The organism is Janthinobacterium sp. SUN206, from assembly GCF_030587305.1.
Classification (GTDB): domain Bacteria; phylum Pseudomonadota; class Gammaproteobacteria; order Burkholderiales; family Burkholderiaceae_D; genus Janthinobacterium; species Janthinobacterium kumbetense.
The window spans coordinates 1,205,505-1,221,989 of sequence record NZ_JAPWIB010000001.1; the positions used below are offsets into that span (position 1 = coordinate 1,205,505).

10 protein-coding genes are annotated in these 16,485 nt (G+C 65.6%); 4 read left to right on the forward strand and 6 right to left on the reverse strand.

Features of this window, described 5'->3' with window-relative positions; all coding sequences use genetic code 11:
• Positions 1-12: 12 nt before the first annotated feature.
• A complete protein-coding gene (locus O3300_RS05295) occupies positions 13-2,280 on the reverse strand; it encodes an OPT family oligopeptide transporter (protein WP_251348345.1) in 2,268 nt (755 codons plus the stop codon).
• Between the two features lie 211 nt (positions 2,281-2,491).
• On the opposite strand from O3300_RS05295, the gene O3300_RS05300 reads away from it, so the two are divergent.
• On the forward strand, positions 2,492-4,816 hold the full coding sequence (locus O3300_RS05300; RefSeq protein ID WP_305052295.1) for a penicillin-binding protein 1A: 2,325 nt from the start codon (positions 2,492-2,494) through the stop codon (positions 4,814-4,816).
• 45 nt (positions 4,817-4,861) lie between these two features.
• Here O3300_RS05300 and O3300_RS05305 read toward each other — a convergent pair whose 3' ends face one another.
• Positions 4,862-5,518, reverse strand: a complete 657-nt coding sequence (locus O3300_RS05305; protein ID WP_052140174.1) for a TetR/AcrR family transcriptional regulator — start codon at positions 5,516-5,518, stop codon at positions 4,862-4,864.
• A gap of 375 nt (positions 5,519-5,893) precedes the next feature.
• Between O3300_RS05305 and O3300_RS05310 the strand changes: the two genes are divergently transcribed.
• Positions 5,894-6,808, forward strand: coding sequence for a triacylglycerol lipase (locus O3300_RS05310; protein ID WP_305052296.1), 915 nt, complete (start codon positions 5,894-5,896; stop codon positions 6,806-6,808).
• Positions 6,809-6,818: 10 nt separating this feature from the next.
• Positions 6,819-7,730: a lipase secretion chaperone gene (locus tag O3300_RS05315; RefSeq protein ID WP_305052297.1), complete on the forward strand. Its 912-nt coding sequence runs from the start codon at positions 6,819-6,821 to the stop codon at positions 7,728-7,730.
• Positions 7,731-7,733: 3 nt separating this feature from the next.
• On the opposite strand, the gene O3300_RS05320 is transcribed toward O3300_RS05315, so the two are convergent.
• The 4 genes from O3300_RS05320 to O3300_RS05335 all read right to left on the reverse strand — a co-directional run bounded on the left by O3300_RS05320 (position 7,734) and on the right by O3300_RS05335 (position 15,198).
• Entirely contained in the window at positions 7,734-10,463 is a 2,730-nt protein-coding gene (locus O3300_RS05320; RefSeq protein ID WP_305052298.1) for a winged helix-turn-helix domain-containing protein, read from the reverse strand.
• 99 nt (positions 10,464-10,562) lie between these two features.
• Positions 10,563-11,480, reverse strand: a complete 918-nt coding sequence (locus O3300_RS05325) for an EAL domain-containing protein (protein WP_289914343.1) — start codon at positions 11,478-11,480, stop codon at positions 10,563-10,565.
• Positions 11,480-13,078: a methyl-accepting chemotaxis protein gene (locus O3300_RS05330; RefSeq protein WP_305052299.1), complete on the reverse strand. Its 1,599-nt coding sequence runs from the start codon at positions 13,076-13,078 to the stop codon at positions 11,480-11,482. Before O3300_RS05330 ends, O3300_RS05325 begins: the two co-directional genes overlap by 1 nt.
• A gap of 344 nt (positions 13,079-13,422) precedes the next feature.
• Positions 13,423-15,198, reverse strand: a complete 1,776-nt coding sequence (locus O3300_RS05335; protein ID WP_305052300.1) for a methyl-accepting chemotaxis protein — start codon at positions 15,196-15,198, stop codon at positions 13,423-13,425.
• Positions 15,199-15,537: 339 nt separating this feature from the next.
• On the opposite strand from O3300_RS05335, the gene O3300_RS05340 reads away from it, so the two are divergent.
• The gene (locus O3300_RS05340) at positions 15,538-16,482 is read left to right on the forward strand and encodes a 5'-nucleotidase (protein WP_305052301.1); all 945 of its coding nucleotides are present in this window, start codon (positions 15,538-15,540) and stop codon (positions 16,480-16,482) included.
• The last annotated feature ends 3 nt before the right edge of the window (positions 16,483-16,485 follow it).

The window sequence follows — 16,485 nt, forward strand, 5'->3', positions numbered from 1 at the left end:
GTGGCTATGACATCAAGCCTGCGAACTGCCCGCTTTCTTCTCGCGCGCCACGATATACAGCAGCACGATGATGAGCGCATACGGCAGCAGCGACAACGCATCCGAATGCAGGCCGGCGTAGAACGGGTTGCCGTGCTCGGCCCAGTCGGCCATCATCTGGTCGAAGTGCGTCAGCACGCCGGCCGTGATCGCGATGATGATGCCGGCCAGCGCACCGCCGGCGATGTAGCCGGACGCCAGCAGCACGCCCGAGCTGCGGTCGCCCGCCAGCTGGCGCTCTTCTTCATTGAGCTTGGCGTTGTGTTCCAGCTTGTTGTTGCGGCGGTCCGCCAGCCAGCGCACCAGGCCGCCGACGAAGATCGGCAAGGTGGACGACAGGGGCAAATACACGCCCACGGAGAACGCCAGCGACGGGATGCCGGCCATTTCCAGCACCACGGCGATCATCACGCCGAACAGCACCAGGGTCCACGGCAGCTGCTGGTCGAGGATGCCCTTGATGATGTAGGACATCAGCACGGCCTTCGGCGCATCGTATTTTTTGACTTCCGAACCGTCGGGACGCTTGCTGTAATGGCCATTGATGCCCGGATCGACCAGGTAAGCCAGCTGGCCATCTTCCTTCACAAAATACTTGCCGGCCGGGCCGCCCACGGTATCCGTCTTTTGCCAGACTTTATACGTGTTGTGGTCCGTCTCGGCTTGCGGGCCATGCAGCTCGCCCGTCACCGTCAGCTTCGACGCATCGACCGTCAGGCCAGGCGCCACTTGCGCGGCCGGCACATAGACGGTGCTCGCCTCGTTCAGTTTCAGCAGAATCGGACCGAGAATCAGCGCGGACGACAAGGCGCCCGCCAGGATCGCATACTGCTGCAGGCGCGGCGTGGCGCCCACCAGGTAGCCCGTCTTCAAGTCTTGCGACGTGGTGCCCGCATTGCTGGCGGCGATGCAGACGATGGCGCCCACCGACAGGGCCGTCACATAGTAACGTCCGCCCGTCCAGCCCATGATGAGGAAGATCAGGCAAGTGAACAGCAAGGTGGCCACGGCCATGCCGGAAATCGGGTTCGACGACGAGCCGATTTCGCCCGTCAGGCGCGACGACACGGTGGCGAACAGGAAGCCGAAGACGAGGATCAGCAGCGCGCCGAGGAAATTCATGTGCAGCGGCGTGGCAAAGGTGATCACGGCGATGATGGACAGGCAGCCGATGACGACCCATTTCAGGGGGATGTCCTGGTCCGTGCGCAGGGTGGAATCGCTCTTGACGCCCTTGCCGATGCCCTTCAGGCCAGCCGACAGGCTGCGCCAGATCATGGGCATGGCGCGCACCAGCGAAATCAGGCCGCCGGCGGCCACGGCGCCCGCGCCGATGTACAGCACGTAGGCGCTGCGCACGTCGTCGGCGCCCATTTCGCTGATCAACTTGGTGCCCGGCGAAAGCACGGTGGTCAGGCTGTCGCCGAAGAACTTGATCATCGGGATCAGGAGCAGGTACGACAGCACGCCGCCGGCCGCCATGGTGGCGGCGATGCGCGGGCCGATGATGTAGCCCACGCCCAGCAATTCAGGCGAGATTTCGGCGCCGATGGAGCCGCCCTTGAGCGGCGCGGCGAATTCCACGCCCGGCGTATCCTTCCAGCCCTTGAACGAGATATTGAACACTTTATACAGCAAGCCGACGGCAAAACCGCCGAAGATGATCTTCGCGCGGCGCTTGGCGTCCAGCGCGGCAGCCGAATCCTTCTCGATGCTTTCGCCGGCGGCGATGCGCGATTCTTCCGTGGCGGCCGCCTTCAGCACTTCGGCGCACGCCGTGCCTTCGGGGAATTTGAGTTCCTTGTGCTGGTCGACGATCATGGTACGGCGCATGGGGATCATCATCAGGATGCCCAGCAGGCCGCCGAGGACGCCGACCAGCATGACTCTAGAGATTTCCAGGTCGAAGCCGAGGATGAGGATGGCGGGCATGGTCACGCCCAGGCCGAAGGCCAGCGATTCGCCTGCCGAACCGGCCGTTTGCGTGATGCTGTTTTCCAGGATCGACGAATCCTTGCCGCCCACCTTCTTGGCCAGGCCGAACAGGGTGATGGCGATCACGGCGACGGGAATCGAGGCGCTGACGGTCAGGCCCACTTTCAGCACCAGGTAGAGCGAGGAAGCGCCGAAGACCATCCCCAGGATGACGCCCATGAACAGGGCGCGGAAGGTCATCTCGGGCAGCTTCGCATCGGCCGGGATGTAGGGCCTCACGACGCTCGGTGTTGCATCTTTTGCCATGGATATTTCCTTAATTTTTAAAAATAAACAGCCCGGATTGACGCCCGGGCTATTTTCTTGAAGCCGAGACTATCGCACAGCCGCGTTTCGATGAAAAGGTTTTTTGCTCCCGGTCCCCGAGGCCAGCCCGCCGCCCTGCCCGCACAGGAAGCGCCGGCGCATTGGTCTATAATCGCTGCCACCGTGCCTTGCACGCTCACGTGAGACTGCCTTGACTGCCAAACGAACCGGATTCCCCTGGCCTTCCCGCCGCGCCACCGTGCGCGGTTTCATCATCGCCGGCTGCGCCGCGCTGGCCGCCGCCCTGCTGCTGGCCGCCTATTTGTTCCTGTATGTGCGCCCGCGCCTGCCCGAACTGGACGTCATTACGGACTACCAGCCGAAGATCCCGCTGCGCGTCTACACGGCCGACAATGTGCTGATCGGCGAATTCGGCGAAGAACACCGCGATTTCGTGCCGATTGCGCAAGTGCCGGAAATGATGAAGAAGGCCCTGCTGGCCATCGAGGATGGCCGCTTCTACGAACACCACGGCATCGACTTCGTGCGCGCCGGCGGCGCCGTGCTGTCGAACCTGCGCCACGGCTTCGGCCACGGGGGCGGCTCCACCATCACCATGCAGGTGGCGCGCAACTTCTTCCTGACGCGCGAAAAAGTCGCTTCGCGCAAGCTCAATGAAATCATGCTGGCCCTGAAGATCGAGTCGGCCCTGTCGAAAGACCAGATTCTCGAGCTGTACATGAACCAGATGTACCTGGGCCAGCGCTCGTTCGGCTTCGGCAGCGCGGCGCAGACGTATTTCGGCAAGCCCTTGTCCGAACTGTCGATCGCGGAAATGGCCATGCTGGCGGGCCTGCCGCAAAACCCCTCGCGCCACAACCCGATCAGCAATCCGAAAAAGGCGCACGCGCGCCAGCAACTGGTGTTGAAGCGCATGCGCGACCTCGATTACATCAGCGAAGGCCAGTACCAGCAGGCGCTGGCGCAGCCGCTGCATATCAACAGCCGCGGCAAGCAGGGTTTCGACACGCACGCCGAATACGTGGCCGAACTGGCGCGCCAGGCCGTGTATGCGCAGTACAAGGAAGACAGCTATACCAGGGGTATCAGCGTCTACACGACGATCTTGAAGGCGGACCAGGATGCGGCCTACGCCTCGACGCGCCGCAACGTCATCGCCTACGACCAGCGCCACGGCTACCGCGGCCCGGAAACCTTCATCGACATGCCGGTCGACCCCGAGCAGCGCGACGACGCCATCGATGCTGCACTGCAAAAACGCCCGGACAGCGACGGCCTGATCGCCGCCGTCGTCACGGAGGTGGCCAGCGGCAAGGTGGTGGCCGACATCGGCGACGGCGACGCCAAGGCCATCACGGGCGAAGGCTTGCGCTTTGCCGCCCCCGCCTTGTCCGCCAAGGCAGGCGCCGGCATCAAGCTGCGCCCGGGCGCCGTGATCCGCATCACCCAGGACGCCAAGGGCAACTGGGCCATCACGCAAGTGCCGCTGGTGGCCGCCGCCTTCGTCTCGCTGGACGCGGAAACGGGCGCCTACCACGCCATGGTGGGCGGCTTCGACTACAACCTGCAAAAGTTCAACCACGTGACGCAAGCCTGGCGCCAGCCCGGTTCGGCCATGAAGCCCTTCGTGTATTCGGCGGCGCTGGAAAAAGGCTTTTCGCCGGCCACCCTGATCAACGACGTGCCCCTGGAAATGCAGGCGGGCGGCAAGGTATGGGCGCCGCAGAATGACGACTTCAAGTTCGACGGCCCGATCACCATGCGCTATGCGCTGGCGCAATCGAAGAACGTGGCCTCCGTGCGCATCCTGCGCGCGCTGGGCGTGTCGTACACGCACGACTTCATGGAAAAATTCGGCTTCGACCCGGCCCGCCAGCCCAGCAACCTGACGATGGCGCTGGGCACGGGTTCCGTCACGCCCGTGCAGATGGCGGGCGCCTACGCCCTGTTCGCCAATGGCGGCCACCAGGTGGAACCGTATTTGATCGACCGCATCGTCGACGCCAAGGGCGCGGTGCTGATGCAGACCAAGCCGCCCGCGCCGAACGACGAGAAGACCCTGGCGCTGGACCCGCGCAACGCCTTCGTGATGGACAGCATGCTGCGCGAAGTCACGCGCACCGGCACGGGCGCGGCGGCGACGAAAAAACTGGGCCGCAGCGATATCGCCGGCAAGACGGGCACCACCAGCGACGCCGTCGACGGCTGGTTCGCCGGTTATGGCGGCGGCATCGTGGCCGTGGCGTGGATGGGTTATGACGAGCCCAAGTCCCTGGGCGGACGCGAATTCGGTTCCTCGCTGGCCATGCCGATCTGGATCGACTACATGCGCACTGCCCTGTCGACGCGCCCGCAAGTCACGCGCGCCGTGCCGGCGGGCCTGAGCCAGGTCGACGGCGAGTGGCTGTACGACGAATTCATCGACATGAACGGGATCAGGACGCTGGATATGGAGGCGGAGACGCCGACGGATCCGGCGGCAGTGCCGGAGACGGTGCCGGTGGAAACGAACTAGTGAAAAAGCCAGGAGCGATCCTGGCTTTTTTTTTCGGCGGCCTTCTTACGGCGCCTTGACCATGCTCAGGTAGCCGCGCACCGTACTGACGACGCTATCGGCAAAATCGTCGACATTGACCTTCGCGGCGCGGTACTTCCAGCGTTTCACGTACCAGTCCTGGAACAGGGCCAGGCAGTGCGCGGCCAGCAAGGTGGGATCGCCCTGCGGCTTCGGTTCGATTTCCCCGATGGTGGCGGCGATCAGGGTCTGCACGTACAGTTCCGAATTCTTCGCCATGCTGCGCTGCTCCACCTGCAGCACGCGCGAATCCATGAAGACGAAATAAAACCACGGCTGCAGCACTTCGGACAGGTAGATCGACGAGCGTATCATCGCCTCCAGGCGGTCCAGCGGCGACTTCACGTCGGCAAACAGCAAGGGCAAAGCTTGCGTGGCGTGGCGCACCACGTCCTCGATCATTTCGGCCAGTTGATCCTTGCTGGTGATGTAGCCATACAGGCCGCCCATCGACAAGCCGGTCTCGCGGCATAAATCGCGCAAGCTCATGGCGCGGAAACCCACGTCATTGGCCAGGCGGAAGGTGGCGACGAAGATGCGTTCAAGATTTTCCAGCGCCGGCTTGCGGCGCTTGACGCCGATGCGCTCCGCGTGGCGGTCAAGAATATATTCCCAGATGTTTTCGCCATTTAAAGGCGTCATCTGCTGAAACTGTTCAAAATTAAAATGGGTCGACAAGTGCATTCCCAAGTAACGGTGTAGGAGCGATATCCATGCCATGCCGGTACGCGGCATTGCAAGATGGCGGGACGGCTGATGCCGGGCCGATTATAGCTCAGGAAAACAACTATTTGACTTTTCAACTATGCAATGGGCGCATAAGCAACGCCAAATTCCCACAGTTATTGCGCTGCATCATGCAATTCAAATGCAATTTAAATCCAGCGGTGCTACATTCAAAAAACCGAGCGCTCGCTATTTTTAATGCATCGAGAATGTACAGGAGTGCACGGTTCATCGCTACAGCATCGACATTTCCACTCATTTCCACTATTAATAATACATAACGGAGACAAAATGAAGACACGCTTCTGGCAACTGCTTTCCATCCTGCTGTTTTCCCTCGCCATCCTGCCCGGCAGCGCCAGCGCCGCCGGCTACACGCAAACCAAGTACCCGATCGTGCTCGTGCACGGCCTGTTCGGCTTCGACAAGCTCGGTCCCGTCGAATATTTTTATGGCGTTCCCGCCGCCCTGCGCAGCGGCGGCGCGCAAGTGTATGTGACCACCGTGTCGGCCGCCAACAGCACGGAAGTGCGCGGCGAGCAGCTGCTGTCGCAGGTGCGGCAAATCCTCGCCGCCACAGGCGCCGCCAAGGTCAATTTGATCGGCCATAGCCATGGCGGTCCGACGGCCCGCTATGTCGCTTCCGTGCGCCCCGACCTGGTGGCGTCCGTCACCAGCGTGGCCGGCGTCAACAAGGGCTCGAAGGTGGCCGATATCCTCAGCGGCGCCATTCCCAACACCAGCGGCGCGCTGGGCAACGCGCTCGCCTCCCTGATCGGCATTTTGTCGGGCAACAAGGGCTTGCCGCAAAACGCGGGCGCCTCGCTCACCTCCCTGTCCACGGCCGGGTCGCTGGCCTTCAACAGCCGCCACCCGCAAGGTATTCCGACCAGCGCCTGCGGCGAAGGCGCCTACCAGGTACAAGGCGTGTACTACTTTTCGTGGAGCGGCGCGCAACCGTACACGAACGTGCTCGACGTGGGCGACCCTGCCCTGGCGGCCATCAGCCTGGCCTTCGGCGGCGTCAAGAACGATGGCCTGGTGAGCAGCTGCTCCAGCCACTTGGGCAAGGTGATCCGCGACGATTACGCCATGAACCACCTCGATGAAGTCAACCAGTTCGTCGGCATCGTCAACCTGTTCGAGACGAACCCCGTCACCGTCTTCCGCCAGCAAGCCAACCGCCTGCAAGGCCTGGGACTGTAAGGAGAAGCGCATGCACGCGAAATGGATCATCGGCGGCAGCCTGGCAGCCCTGGCCCTGTACCTGGTGCTGCGCCCAGGCGAGCCGCCCGCCCCGCCGCCGGAAAAAGCGGAACCGGACCTGTTCGCGTTCGTGCGCTCGATGCAAGGCACGCGGCCCGACGGCGACGTGACGGTGGCCGCCGGCGACAAGCTGGTGGTCGACGCGGAACTGGGCCACCTGTTCGACTACTACCTGGCGGGCCTCGGCGAAAAGCCGCTGGCCGCCATCCGCAGCCAGATCGAGGCGGAGCTGGACAAGCGCCTGGCGCCCGTGCCCGCGCGCGAAGCGAAGCGCCTGCTGGGCGCGTATCTGGCCTACAAGCAGGCGCTGGCCGGCGCGGAACAGGCCTTGCCGGCGCAAGCCGATCCCGCCGTGGCGGCGCGCGCGCGCCTGCAAGCCCTGCGCGCCCTGCGCGGCGATTACTTTACGCCGGAGGAAAGCGCCGGCCTGTTCGGCGCCAGCGACGCGTATGACGACGACGCCGTGGCGCGCATGGATATCCTCGGCAACACGACGCTCGATGAAGCCCAGCGCCAGGTGCAGCTGACGGCGCTGGACCAGAAGATGTCGCCGGCCCAGCGCGCCGCACGCGATGCGCCGCTGCAGGTGGCCAGGCTGGATGAATCGGTCAAGGCCCTGCGGGCACAGGGCGGCGGCGAGAATGAAGTCTACCGCCTGCGCGCCAGCACCTTCACGCCGGCGGCGGCGGCCCGTCTGGCGGAACTGGACCGCGAGGAATCGCAGTGGCAGCAGCGCATCATCGCCTACCAGGCGCAAAAACACAGCCTGCCCGGCGGCGCGCAGGATGCGGCGGCCCTGCAGCAGTTGCGCGACGCCAGTTTCACGCCGGAGGAACAGCGCCGGCTGGGCGCCTACGAATAGCATTCAGGCCAGCTGCGCCAGCAACGCTGCCGCCGCCATCACGTCCGTCGTGTCGCGCCCCTGGCTATAACCCGCATGCACTGGGGCCAGCACGGCATGCGCGGCGGTGCCGCGGCCTTGCGCCAGCAGCACGGCCGCCAGGCTGGTGGCGCAGCGCAGTTCCCAGCCCGGCGCCTGCTGGCCCCTGGCCAGCTGCAGCGCTTCTTCCAGCTGCGCCCGCACCGCGTCCAGGCCGGCCGCATCGTCGTGCGCCAGCGCCCGCCAGCGGTGGTGCGCGTCGCGGCGCAGCACTTCCGGCGCGCTCCACGGCGCCAGGCCCGTGCGTGCGCGCCGCAGCGCCTGGCTATCGGCGGCCGCGTCGTGCAGGGTGGCCATCAAATCGACCTGTATCGGCCAGCTGCGCACCGAAGGCCAGGGAAATGGCGTCATCGCCTCGCCCCCGTCGAGCAGGCGCTGGTAGGCGGCGCCCCAGGCGCTCCAGTACAGCAAGCCATAGCGGGCCGCGTGCTCGCACAGCAGGCAAGTCCACGCCTGCGCCAGTTCCCGCCGCCCGCACCACAGGGCGACGGGAATGGCATGGATGGCCAGCGCCACGCACAGCGTGACGCCATTGTGCTCGAAGCCCACCGTCACCGCCTCGCGCGCCAGCGCCAGGGCGTCGTCGGGGCGGCCCTGCATCCACAGGCAGCGCGCCAGCGTGCCGCGCAGGCACACCTGGTGATCGGCCAGCAAGGCATTGTTGAAGCCCAGCTGCGCCGCCCCCCCGGGGTGCGCGAGCACCATGCGCGCCAGCGCCGCCGACTGCGCGTAGCGTCCCTGCACATACTCGCCCACGGAACGCATGCGCGCCAGCACCAGGTGCATCGCCGTGTCGTCGCGCGTTGCGCACAGGACGGCAAGCTCTATGACGTAACTGTCGGCGCGCTGGAAATCGGCCAGCTTCAGGCAGCAGATCCACATGCCGCAAATCGCTTCGGCCCGGCGGCTGCCATCGTCCGTGCGCATGGCCAGCGCATAGCTGCGCTGGAACGAACGCAGCATGGTGCCGGTGATGCCCTGCGTATGCAGCAGCAGGTGCGCCTGCGAGGCATGCAGCTGCATTTCGCTGTCGGGGTCGTCCACCGCATGCGTGGCCATGCGCTCGAGCGCCCGCCCGACGCGCACGCGGTATTCATCCATCAGCGACAGCTGATAGAACAGGGTTTGCGCGGCCAGGGTCAGCGCCACGCCCAGCGCCACGTCGCCCTCCTCGCCGAAAGCCCAGTCGATGGCGGCCCGCAAGTCGTCGACATGGCGGCCGTAGCGCGCGCTCCATTGGGCCGGCGGCATGCTGCCCCAGTCGGCGGCGATGCATGCGGCCAGTCCCAGGCAATGGCGCGCATGGCGCAGCAGCACGGCGCCCGCGCCACCGCCCGCCGACAGCTGCGCGCCAGCATAGGCGCGCGTGGTGTCGAGCAGCCGGTAATACACGTGCTGGCGGCAAAACTCGATGCTGACGAGGGACTTGGCCGCCAGGTCGGCCAGCGTGTCGAACACGTCGCATCCCGCCACGGCGCTGGCCGACTCCAGGCGGAAGCGGCTCCTGAACACGCTCAGCGCCTGCAGCGCCTGGCGCTCGCGCGCGTCGAGCAAGCCGTAGCTCCAGTCCAGCGTGGCGCGCAGGGTCTGGTGGCGCAAGGGCATGTTGCGCGCGCCGCGCGTGAGCAGGCGAAAGCGGTCGTCGAGCTGGCGGCGCAATTCGTGCAGACCGAAATGGCCGATGCGTCCGGCCGCCAGCTCCAGCGCCAGCGGGATGCCGTCGAGGCGCCGGCAGATGTCCACCACCACGGGCACGTCGGCGTCGGCCAGCACGAAGGCATCGTCGACGGCCGCGCAGCGTTCGCAAAACAGCTGCACCGCGGAGAAATGCCGGGCCGCCGCCGCATCGGGCACGGCATCGGCAGGCGGCAATTCCAGCGCGGGCAGGCGCTGCAGCTGTTCGCTGGTGAGGCGCAGCGGCTCGCGGCTGGTGGCCAGCACGTGCAGCAGTGGCGCGCCCTTGAGCAAGGCGTCGGCCAGCGTGGCGGCCGCGCCGATCACGTGCTCGCAGTTATCGAGCACGAGCAGCATGTGGCGCGGGCGCAGGTAGGCCAGCAGGACCGGCATGGCGTCGCCGGCCGGCACCGCCACCCCCAGCGCCGTGGCCAGCGCCAGCGGCACTAGGCGGCCCTCGTCCAGCGGCGACAGGTCGACGAAACACACGCCGTCGGCATAGCGGCGCAGCACGCGCGTGGCCAGGCCGACGGCCAGGGTGGTCTTGCCGATGCCGCCCGGGCCGGCAATGCACAGCAGGCGCAATTGCAGCAGCTGGTTGGCCATCGTTTGCAGCACCTCGGCGCGGCCCAGCATGCGCGTCAGCATGACGGGCAGGTTATGCCGCGGCTCGGCGCCCGCCGCACCGGACGCCGGCCGGCCCGTGTGCGCCAGCGGCGCCAGGAAGCCGTAGCCGCGCCCGGGGATCGTGGTGATGTAGCGCTGGCCGTCGCGGCCATCGCCGAGCGCCTTGCGCAACGCCGCCAGGTGCACGCGCAAGGTCGCGTCGTCGACCACGGCATTGGGCCAGACGATGGCCACCAGTTCATGCTTGTCGACGATGTCGCCGGCGCGCTCCAGCAGTGCCAGCAGCAAGTCCATGGCCCTGCTGCCCAGGCGCAGCGCGCGGTCGCCCTCGAACAGCAAGCGTTCTAGCGGCAAAAGGCGAAACGGGCCGAAGACATAGGCCGGGACGGGACTGTTTATCATTCTTGCGTGGGGGTGTAGGTGTTAAAGCACGCGGCTTGCAGTGGCCATATTCTACTGAGCATCCGCGCCATGCCGCATGGCGCCATGTTGCGGCACCGTTACAAGGCCAGCGGACAGCAGCGCGGCCACCTCGGCCGCGGGCGCCGGGCGGTGCAGATAGAAGCCCTGTACCTGCGGGCAGCCCAGCCGCCGCAACTGCGCCAGCTGTGCACCGTTTTCCACGCCCTCGGCCAGCGCCAGCAAGCCCAGGCCGCGCGCCAGCGCAAGGGTCGAGGCGACGATCACGGCGTCGCTGCCGCAGTTGTCCACGTCGCGGATGAAGGAACGGTCGATCTTGATGGTGTGAATCGGCAGCATCCGGACATGGCTCAAGCCCGAATAACCGGTGCCGTAATCGTCGAGCGAAAGGGCCAGGCCCAGCGCGCGCAGGCGGCGCAAGCCCTGCGCCGCCTGCGCCATGTCGTCGATGCGGCAGCTTTCCGTCACTTCCAGCTCCAGCAGACGGGCAGGAATCGCATGGCGCCGCAGGCAATCCAGCACGAAGTCGGGCAACTGCGGCTGGCACAGCTGGCGCGCCGAGACATTCACCGCGACCGGCACCAGGGGCAGGCCCGCCGCGCGCCACTGCGCCAGCTGGCGGCAAGCCGCATCGATGCCCCAGTTGCCCAGCGCGGCGATGGCCTGCGTCTGCTCGGCCAGGCCGATGAATTCGTTCGGGTAGACCAGACCGTGGCGCGGATGGTCCCAGCGCAGCAACGCTTCCAGGCCGACCAGGCGCAGCTGCGCCGTGTCGAACTTGCCCTGGTAGTGAAAGCGGAATTCGCCATCGACGATGGCGCCGTCCAGGCGCGCCTGCAACTCCCGGCTGCGCGCCGACGCCCTCGGCTTGCCGCCCTGCCCCTCCCGCGCCCGGCGCCGCGCCCGCCACAGCACGACGCAGCCGCGCCAGAACCTTGCCAGGCGCGCCACTAGGCCAGCAGGCGCGGCACGGCCGGCGCGCTGCGGCGCGGCAAGGTGTGCGCCGGCCCCTGCTGCAGGCGGAACACGCTGACCACCTGCAGCAGCTTCGCCGCCTCGCCTTCCAGCGATTGCGAGGCGGCCGCCGCCTCCTCCACCAGGGCGGCGTTCTGCTGCGTCACTTCATCCATCTGCACGACGGCCTGGCTGACCTGGCCGATGCCCGTGCTTTGCTCGGCGCTGGCGGCCGTGATGTCGGCCACCATCTGGCTCACGCGTCCCACGGCCGCCACCACGTCCCGCATCGTGGCGCCGGCCTGCGCGACGAGGGCCGCGCCCGCGTCCACCTGCTGCGTGGAATTGGCGATCAGGGCGCGGATATCGCGCGCCGCCGCCGCGCTGCGCTGCGCCAGGTTGCGCACTTCCGTCGCCACGACGGCAAAGCCGCGCCCCTGCTCGCCCGCGCGCGCCGCTTCCACGGCCGCGTTCAGGGCCAGGATATTCGTCTGGAACGCCAGCATGTCGATCACGCCGATGATGTCGGCGATCTGCGCCGACGACGCGCTGATGGCGTCCATCGTATGGATCACCTGTCCCACGGCTTGCCCGCCGGCGCCGGCGATGTTCGCCGCCTCGACGGCCAGCACGCTGGCATGGCGGGCATTGTCCGCGTTCTGCTGCACCGTCGAACTGAGTTCCTCCATGGCCGACGCGGTCTGTTCGAGCGAGCTGGCCTGCTCCTCGGTGCGCGACGACAGGTCGATATTGCCGGCCGCGATCTGCGACGAGGCCGTGGCGATGGTGTCGGTACCGCTGCGCACCTGCTGCACGATGTCGAGCAGGTTGCCGTTCATGATGCACAACGCATCGAGCAGCTTGCCCGTTTCATCGCCCGCGTGGCGGCCGAAGGTCGACGTCAGGTCGCCGGCGGCCACGGTCTGCGCCACCGTCAAGGCATGGCGCAGCGGGTTGACGATGCTGCGCGTGACCAGCCAGGCGGTGACGAGCGAAAACAGCACGGCCAGCGCGCTCAGCGCCAGCATCATGTTGCGCGCCGTCGCGTATTCGTGGCTGACCTGGGCGCCCGCCTCCTCCATCAGGTCATGCTGGAGCGCGATCAGGCTTTCCAGCGCCGCCATGTAGCGCAGCTGGTCGCCGCGCACCGTGCCGAGCAGCAAACTGGTCGCTTCCTCGCGCGCCCCCTCTTCCAGCAGGGCCAGCACCTTGTCGCGCCCGCCGTTGAAGATGGCGCGCGCCTGCGTCACGGCCGCCATCTGCTGGCGTCCCTGCGGCGACAGCACCACCTTGTCCAGCTGCGCCAGGCCCTTTTCCGTTTCGCCGCCCGCCCTGGCGATGGTGGCCCGTTCCTGCGCCAGCTGCTGCGGCTCCGTCATCAGCAGCAGGTTGCGCGAGGAGCGCGCGATGATGTTGACATTCTTGATGATGTCGTTGGCCAGCACGGTTTTCGGATATTTGTCGTCGATCACATCGCGCATGCGCAGTTCCAGGCTGGACAGGCGCAGCATGCCCAGCACGGCGGTCGCCAGCAGCAGCAAGGTCAACAACGCAAAGGAGCAGCGCAGGCGCGTGCCGATTTTCATATTTGCCATCTTCATTCGCATCCTTCAGTGTGGTGCATCGGTCATTGCGCCGGGCTCGCATGCAAGGCTGACGGCAATGGCTGCCGCCTGCCACGAATGGCTGGACGCAGCAGGCGGAGGGGTCAGCCGGGATGTGGCCGAGGCGGGAACAAGGGTGGTACGGCAGGCAGTGTGAGTTATCTCACAAGCAATGTCGCGTTAAGTTTTGAAAAGATTTGCTTAGATGGCAAAACAGCTATTTTTATAACGCTGTTTTTTTAGTAAGTAGTAACCGCAGTGCGAACCTGTGCGCGCATGTAGAAACGGCCGCGCAAGGCGGCCGTCCGTTAGCGCATGCTGGCGCCGTCAAGCCATCAGAACACTTCCCACTCGTCGTCGCGCGGCGCGCTCTGGCGCTGGGACGGCACGGCGTGCAAGGCCGGACGGCCCGCGGCGGGACGGGAAGCCGGACGCGATGCGGGACGCTTCGGCGCCGCGCTGGCCACCGCGGCGCGCGGGGCGGCAGGCTTTGCGTTCGCGTTTGCGCGCGCGGCAGGCGCCTGGGCGCCATCGAGCTTGAAGACGCTGACCACCTCGGCCAGCTGGCCCGATTGCTCCTGCAGCGATTCGGCCGCGGCGGCCGCCTCTTCCACCAGGGCCGCGTTTTGCTGCGTCACCTGGTCCATCTGGCCGATGGCCTGGTTGATCTGGTCGATGCCCGAGCTTTGCTCCTGCGTGGCCAGGCTGATTTCCGCCATGATGTCCGTCACGCGCTGCACGCTGGAGACGATTTCGGCCATCGTGCTGCCCGCCTCGGCCACCAGCTTGCTGCCCGCGTCGACGGCCACCACGGAGTCGCCGATCAGGGTCTTGATTTCTTTCGCTGCGCCAGCCGATCGTTGGGCCAGATTACGCACTTCCGTCGCCACCACGGCGAAACCGCGTCCCTGCTCGCCCGCGCGCGCCGCCTCCACGGCCGCGTTCAGCGCTAGGATATTCGTCTGGAAGGCGATGCCGTCGATGACGGAAATGATGTCGACGATCTTGCGCGACGAATCATTGATGGCGTCCATGGTCTCGACCACCTTGCCCACCACTTCGCCGCCTTTGACGGCCACGCCCGAGGCGCTCAGCGCCAGCTGGTTGGCTTGCTGGGCATTGTCGGCGTTCTGCCGCACGGTGGACGTCAGCTCTTCCATCGACGACGCCGTCTCTTCCAGCGAACTGGCTTGCTCTTCCGTGCGCGAAGACAGGTCCAGGTTGCCGCTGGCAATCTGCGACGACGCCGTGGCGATGGTCTCCGTGCCGCTGCGCACCTGGCCGACGATGCTGACCAGGCTGGAATTCATGTCTTTCAGCGCCTGCAGCAGCTGGCCCGTTTCTTCCGTCGTGTGCACCTCGATCTGGCTCGTCAGGTCGCCCGAGGCCACCGTCTGCGCCACTTTCACGGCCGAATTGATCGGCTGCGTGATGGCGCGCGTGATGTAGGCGGCGCAGCCGATGCCCAGTGCGGAGGCCAGCAAGCCGAGGATGACCATCAGGCTTTCCGAGCGGATCACGGCCGCGCTGCCGTCCTTGACGCTGGCGTCGGCCACGCCGTTATTGAGCTTAATGATGTCGTTGAGCGTGCCTTCGGCCTTGCCGAACAGCGCGCGCGAATCCTGGTACTGCTTGTAAAAGCCCACGAACAGCTCTTTCTGGCGCGCTTCGTCGCGGTTGTCGGCCAGCTGGCGCAGGATGGCGCGCACCTTGTCGTCGTCCGCCTTCCAGGCCGTCCACTCGCCCTGGAAGCGCTGCCACAGCACGGCTTCCTCGGGCGTTTGCGGCAGCGGTTCGTACAGCTTGCGGCCGGCCTCGATGTTGTTCCAGGCGCGCGTGCGCAGCTGCAGCGCTTCCGCGAACTTGTCCTGTGCCTGATAATTGTTTTCATAGATGGCGGCCGTCAGAGTGGCGGCGGCGACGGCCGTCTGGCCTTCGCTGATCATCATCAAGCCCTGGATGGACGGCAGGCGCACGACGCCGATTTCATTGACGGCGCGACCGACGGTGGCGATGCCCGTGTAACCGCTGATGCCCACCACCAGCAAGGCCGCCATCATCACGGCGACAAGCGTCGCCAACTTCCATTTGATCAGTAAATTCTTAAACATGGCTAGGCCCTTTATATAATCACGATTTTTGCTGGCGAGGTTGAGGCTGGCATGTTCGAGTAAAACAGCTGACACTTGTATAAAGGTGGCGGGGATGGGGCGTACGCTTCGTTACAATTGGCGAGATTTGATAATAGGAGCATAGTGGAAAACGGGGACGCTGACTGCTACATACTTGATACAAATCAATATTTATTTCCTGACTGTGGCGTGCCTTGCACAGTGGCATCGAAAAGCCATCCGATGCCCTGCTTTGGTGCAAAAAATCCCCGCGCGCCGCTATTGGCTACGCAGTTAATAGTCGTATAAGATGGTCAACACGCACACCACAGGCACAGCATGGCTTATCCTATCGAACACAAACTGGTGATCGGGGTCGCTTCCAGCGCCCTGTTCGACCTGGCCGAATCGCACCAGATCTACCTCGACAACGGCCCCGAGGAATACCGCAAGTACCAGGAGACGCACATCGACACGGTCCTGCCGCGCGGCGTGGCCTTCCCCTTCATCCGCCGCTTCCTGAACATCAACAAGCACTACCCGCGCCAGTCGCCCGTGGAAGTGGTGCTGTTTTCGCGCAATTCGCCGGAAACGGGCTTGCGCGTGATGCATTCGATCGCCCACTACGGCCTGGACATTTCGCGCGCCGCCTTCATGACGGGCAAGTCGCCGTATCCCTACCTGCCCGCCTTCAATGCCTCGCTGTTCCTCAGCGCGAACGAAGGCGACGTGCGCAGCGCCCTGGCCTGCGACTATCCGGCCGGCCTGGTGCTGCCGTCGCGCACGGAAGACGACGAAAACGACGAGGAATTGCGCGTGGCCTTCGATTTCGATGGCGTGATCGCTGACGACGAGGCGGAAACCGTCTTCAAGCGCAACAATGACGTCGATGAATTCCACGCCCATGAAACCCTGAACGTGGGCACGCCGCACCGTCCCGGCCCGCTGGCCGGCCTGTTCCAGAAGCTGGCCACCATGCAGCGCCTGGAAGAAAGGGCCCAGCGGCGCGACCCCGGCTATAAAAAGATCCTGCGCATCGCCATCATCACGGCGCGCAACGCGCCCTCGCACGAGCGCGTCGTGACGACCCTGAAAAGCTGGGGCGTGGCGGCCGACGAGACGTTTTTCCTCGGCGGCATGGACAAATCGCGCGTGCTGGCCGTGTTCAAGCCGCATATCTTCTTCGACGATCAATTGAGCCACCTCAAATCGGCGGGCGGCACCATCCCGATGGTGCATGTTCCTTTCGGTATCGCGAATAAGCGCGCGGGTGATGGTCTATAATCT

Excerpts from the sequence above, each read along its gene's own strand:
- O3300_RS05295 (WP_251348345.1), bottom strand. The coding sequence starts at position 2,280 with ATGGCAAAAGATGCAACACCGAGCGTCGTGAGGCCCTACATCCCGGCC.
- O3300_RS05305 (WP_052140174.1), bottom strand. The coding sequence starts at position 5,518 with ATGACGCCTTTAAATGGCGAAAACATCTGGGAATATATTCTTGACCGC.
- O3300_RS05310 (WP_305052296.1), top strand. The coding sequence starts at position 5,894 with ATGAAGACACGCTTCTGGCAACTGCTTTCCATCCTGCTGTTTTCCCTC.
- O3300_RS05315 (WP_305052297.1), top strand. The coding sequence starts at position 6,819 with ATGCACGCGAAATGGATCATCGGCGGCAGCCTGGCAGCCCTGGCCCTG.
- O3300_RS05330 (WP_305052299.1), bottom strand. The coding sequence starts at position 13,078 with ATGGCAAATATGAAAATCGGCACGCGCCTGCGCTGCTCCTTTGCGTTG.
- O3300_RS05335 (WP_305052300.1), bottom strand. The coding sequence starts at position 15,198 with ATGTTTAAGAATTTACTGATCAAATGGAAGTTGGCGACGCTTGTCGCC.
- O3300_RS05340 (WP_305052301.1), top strand. The coding sequence starts at position 15,538 with ATGGCTTATCCTATCGAACACAAACTGGTGATCGGGGTCGCTTCCAGC.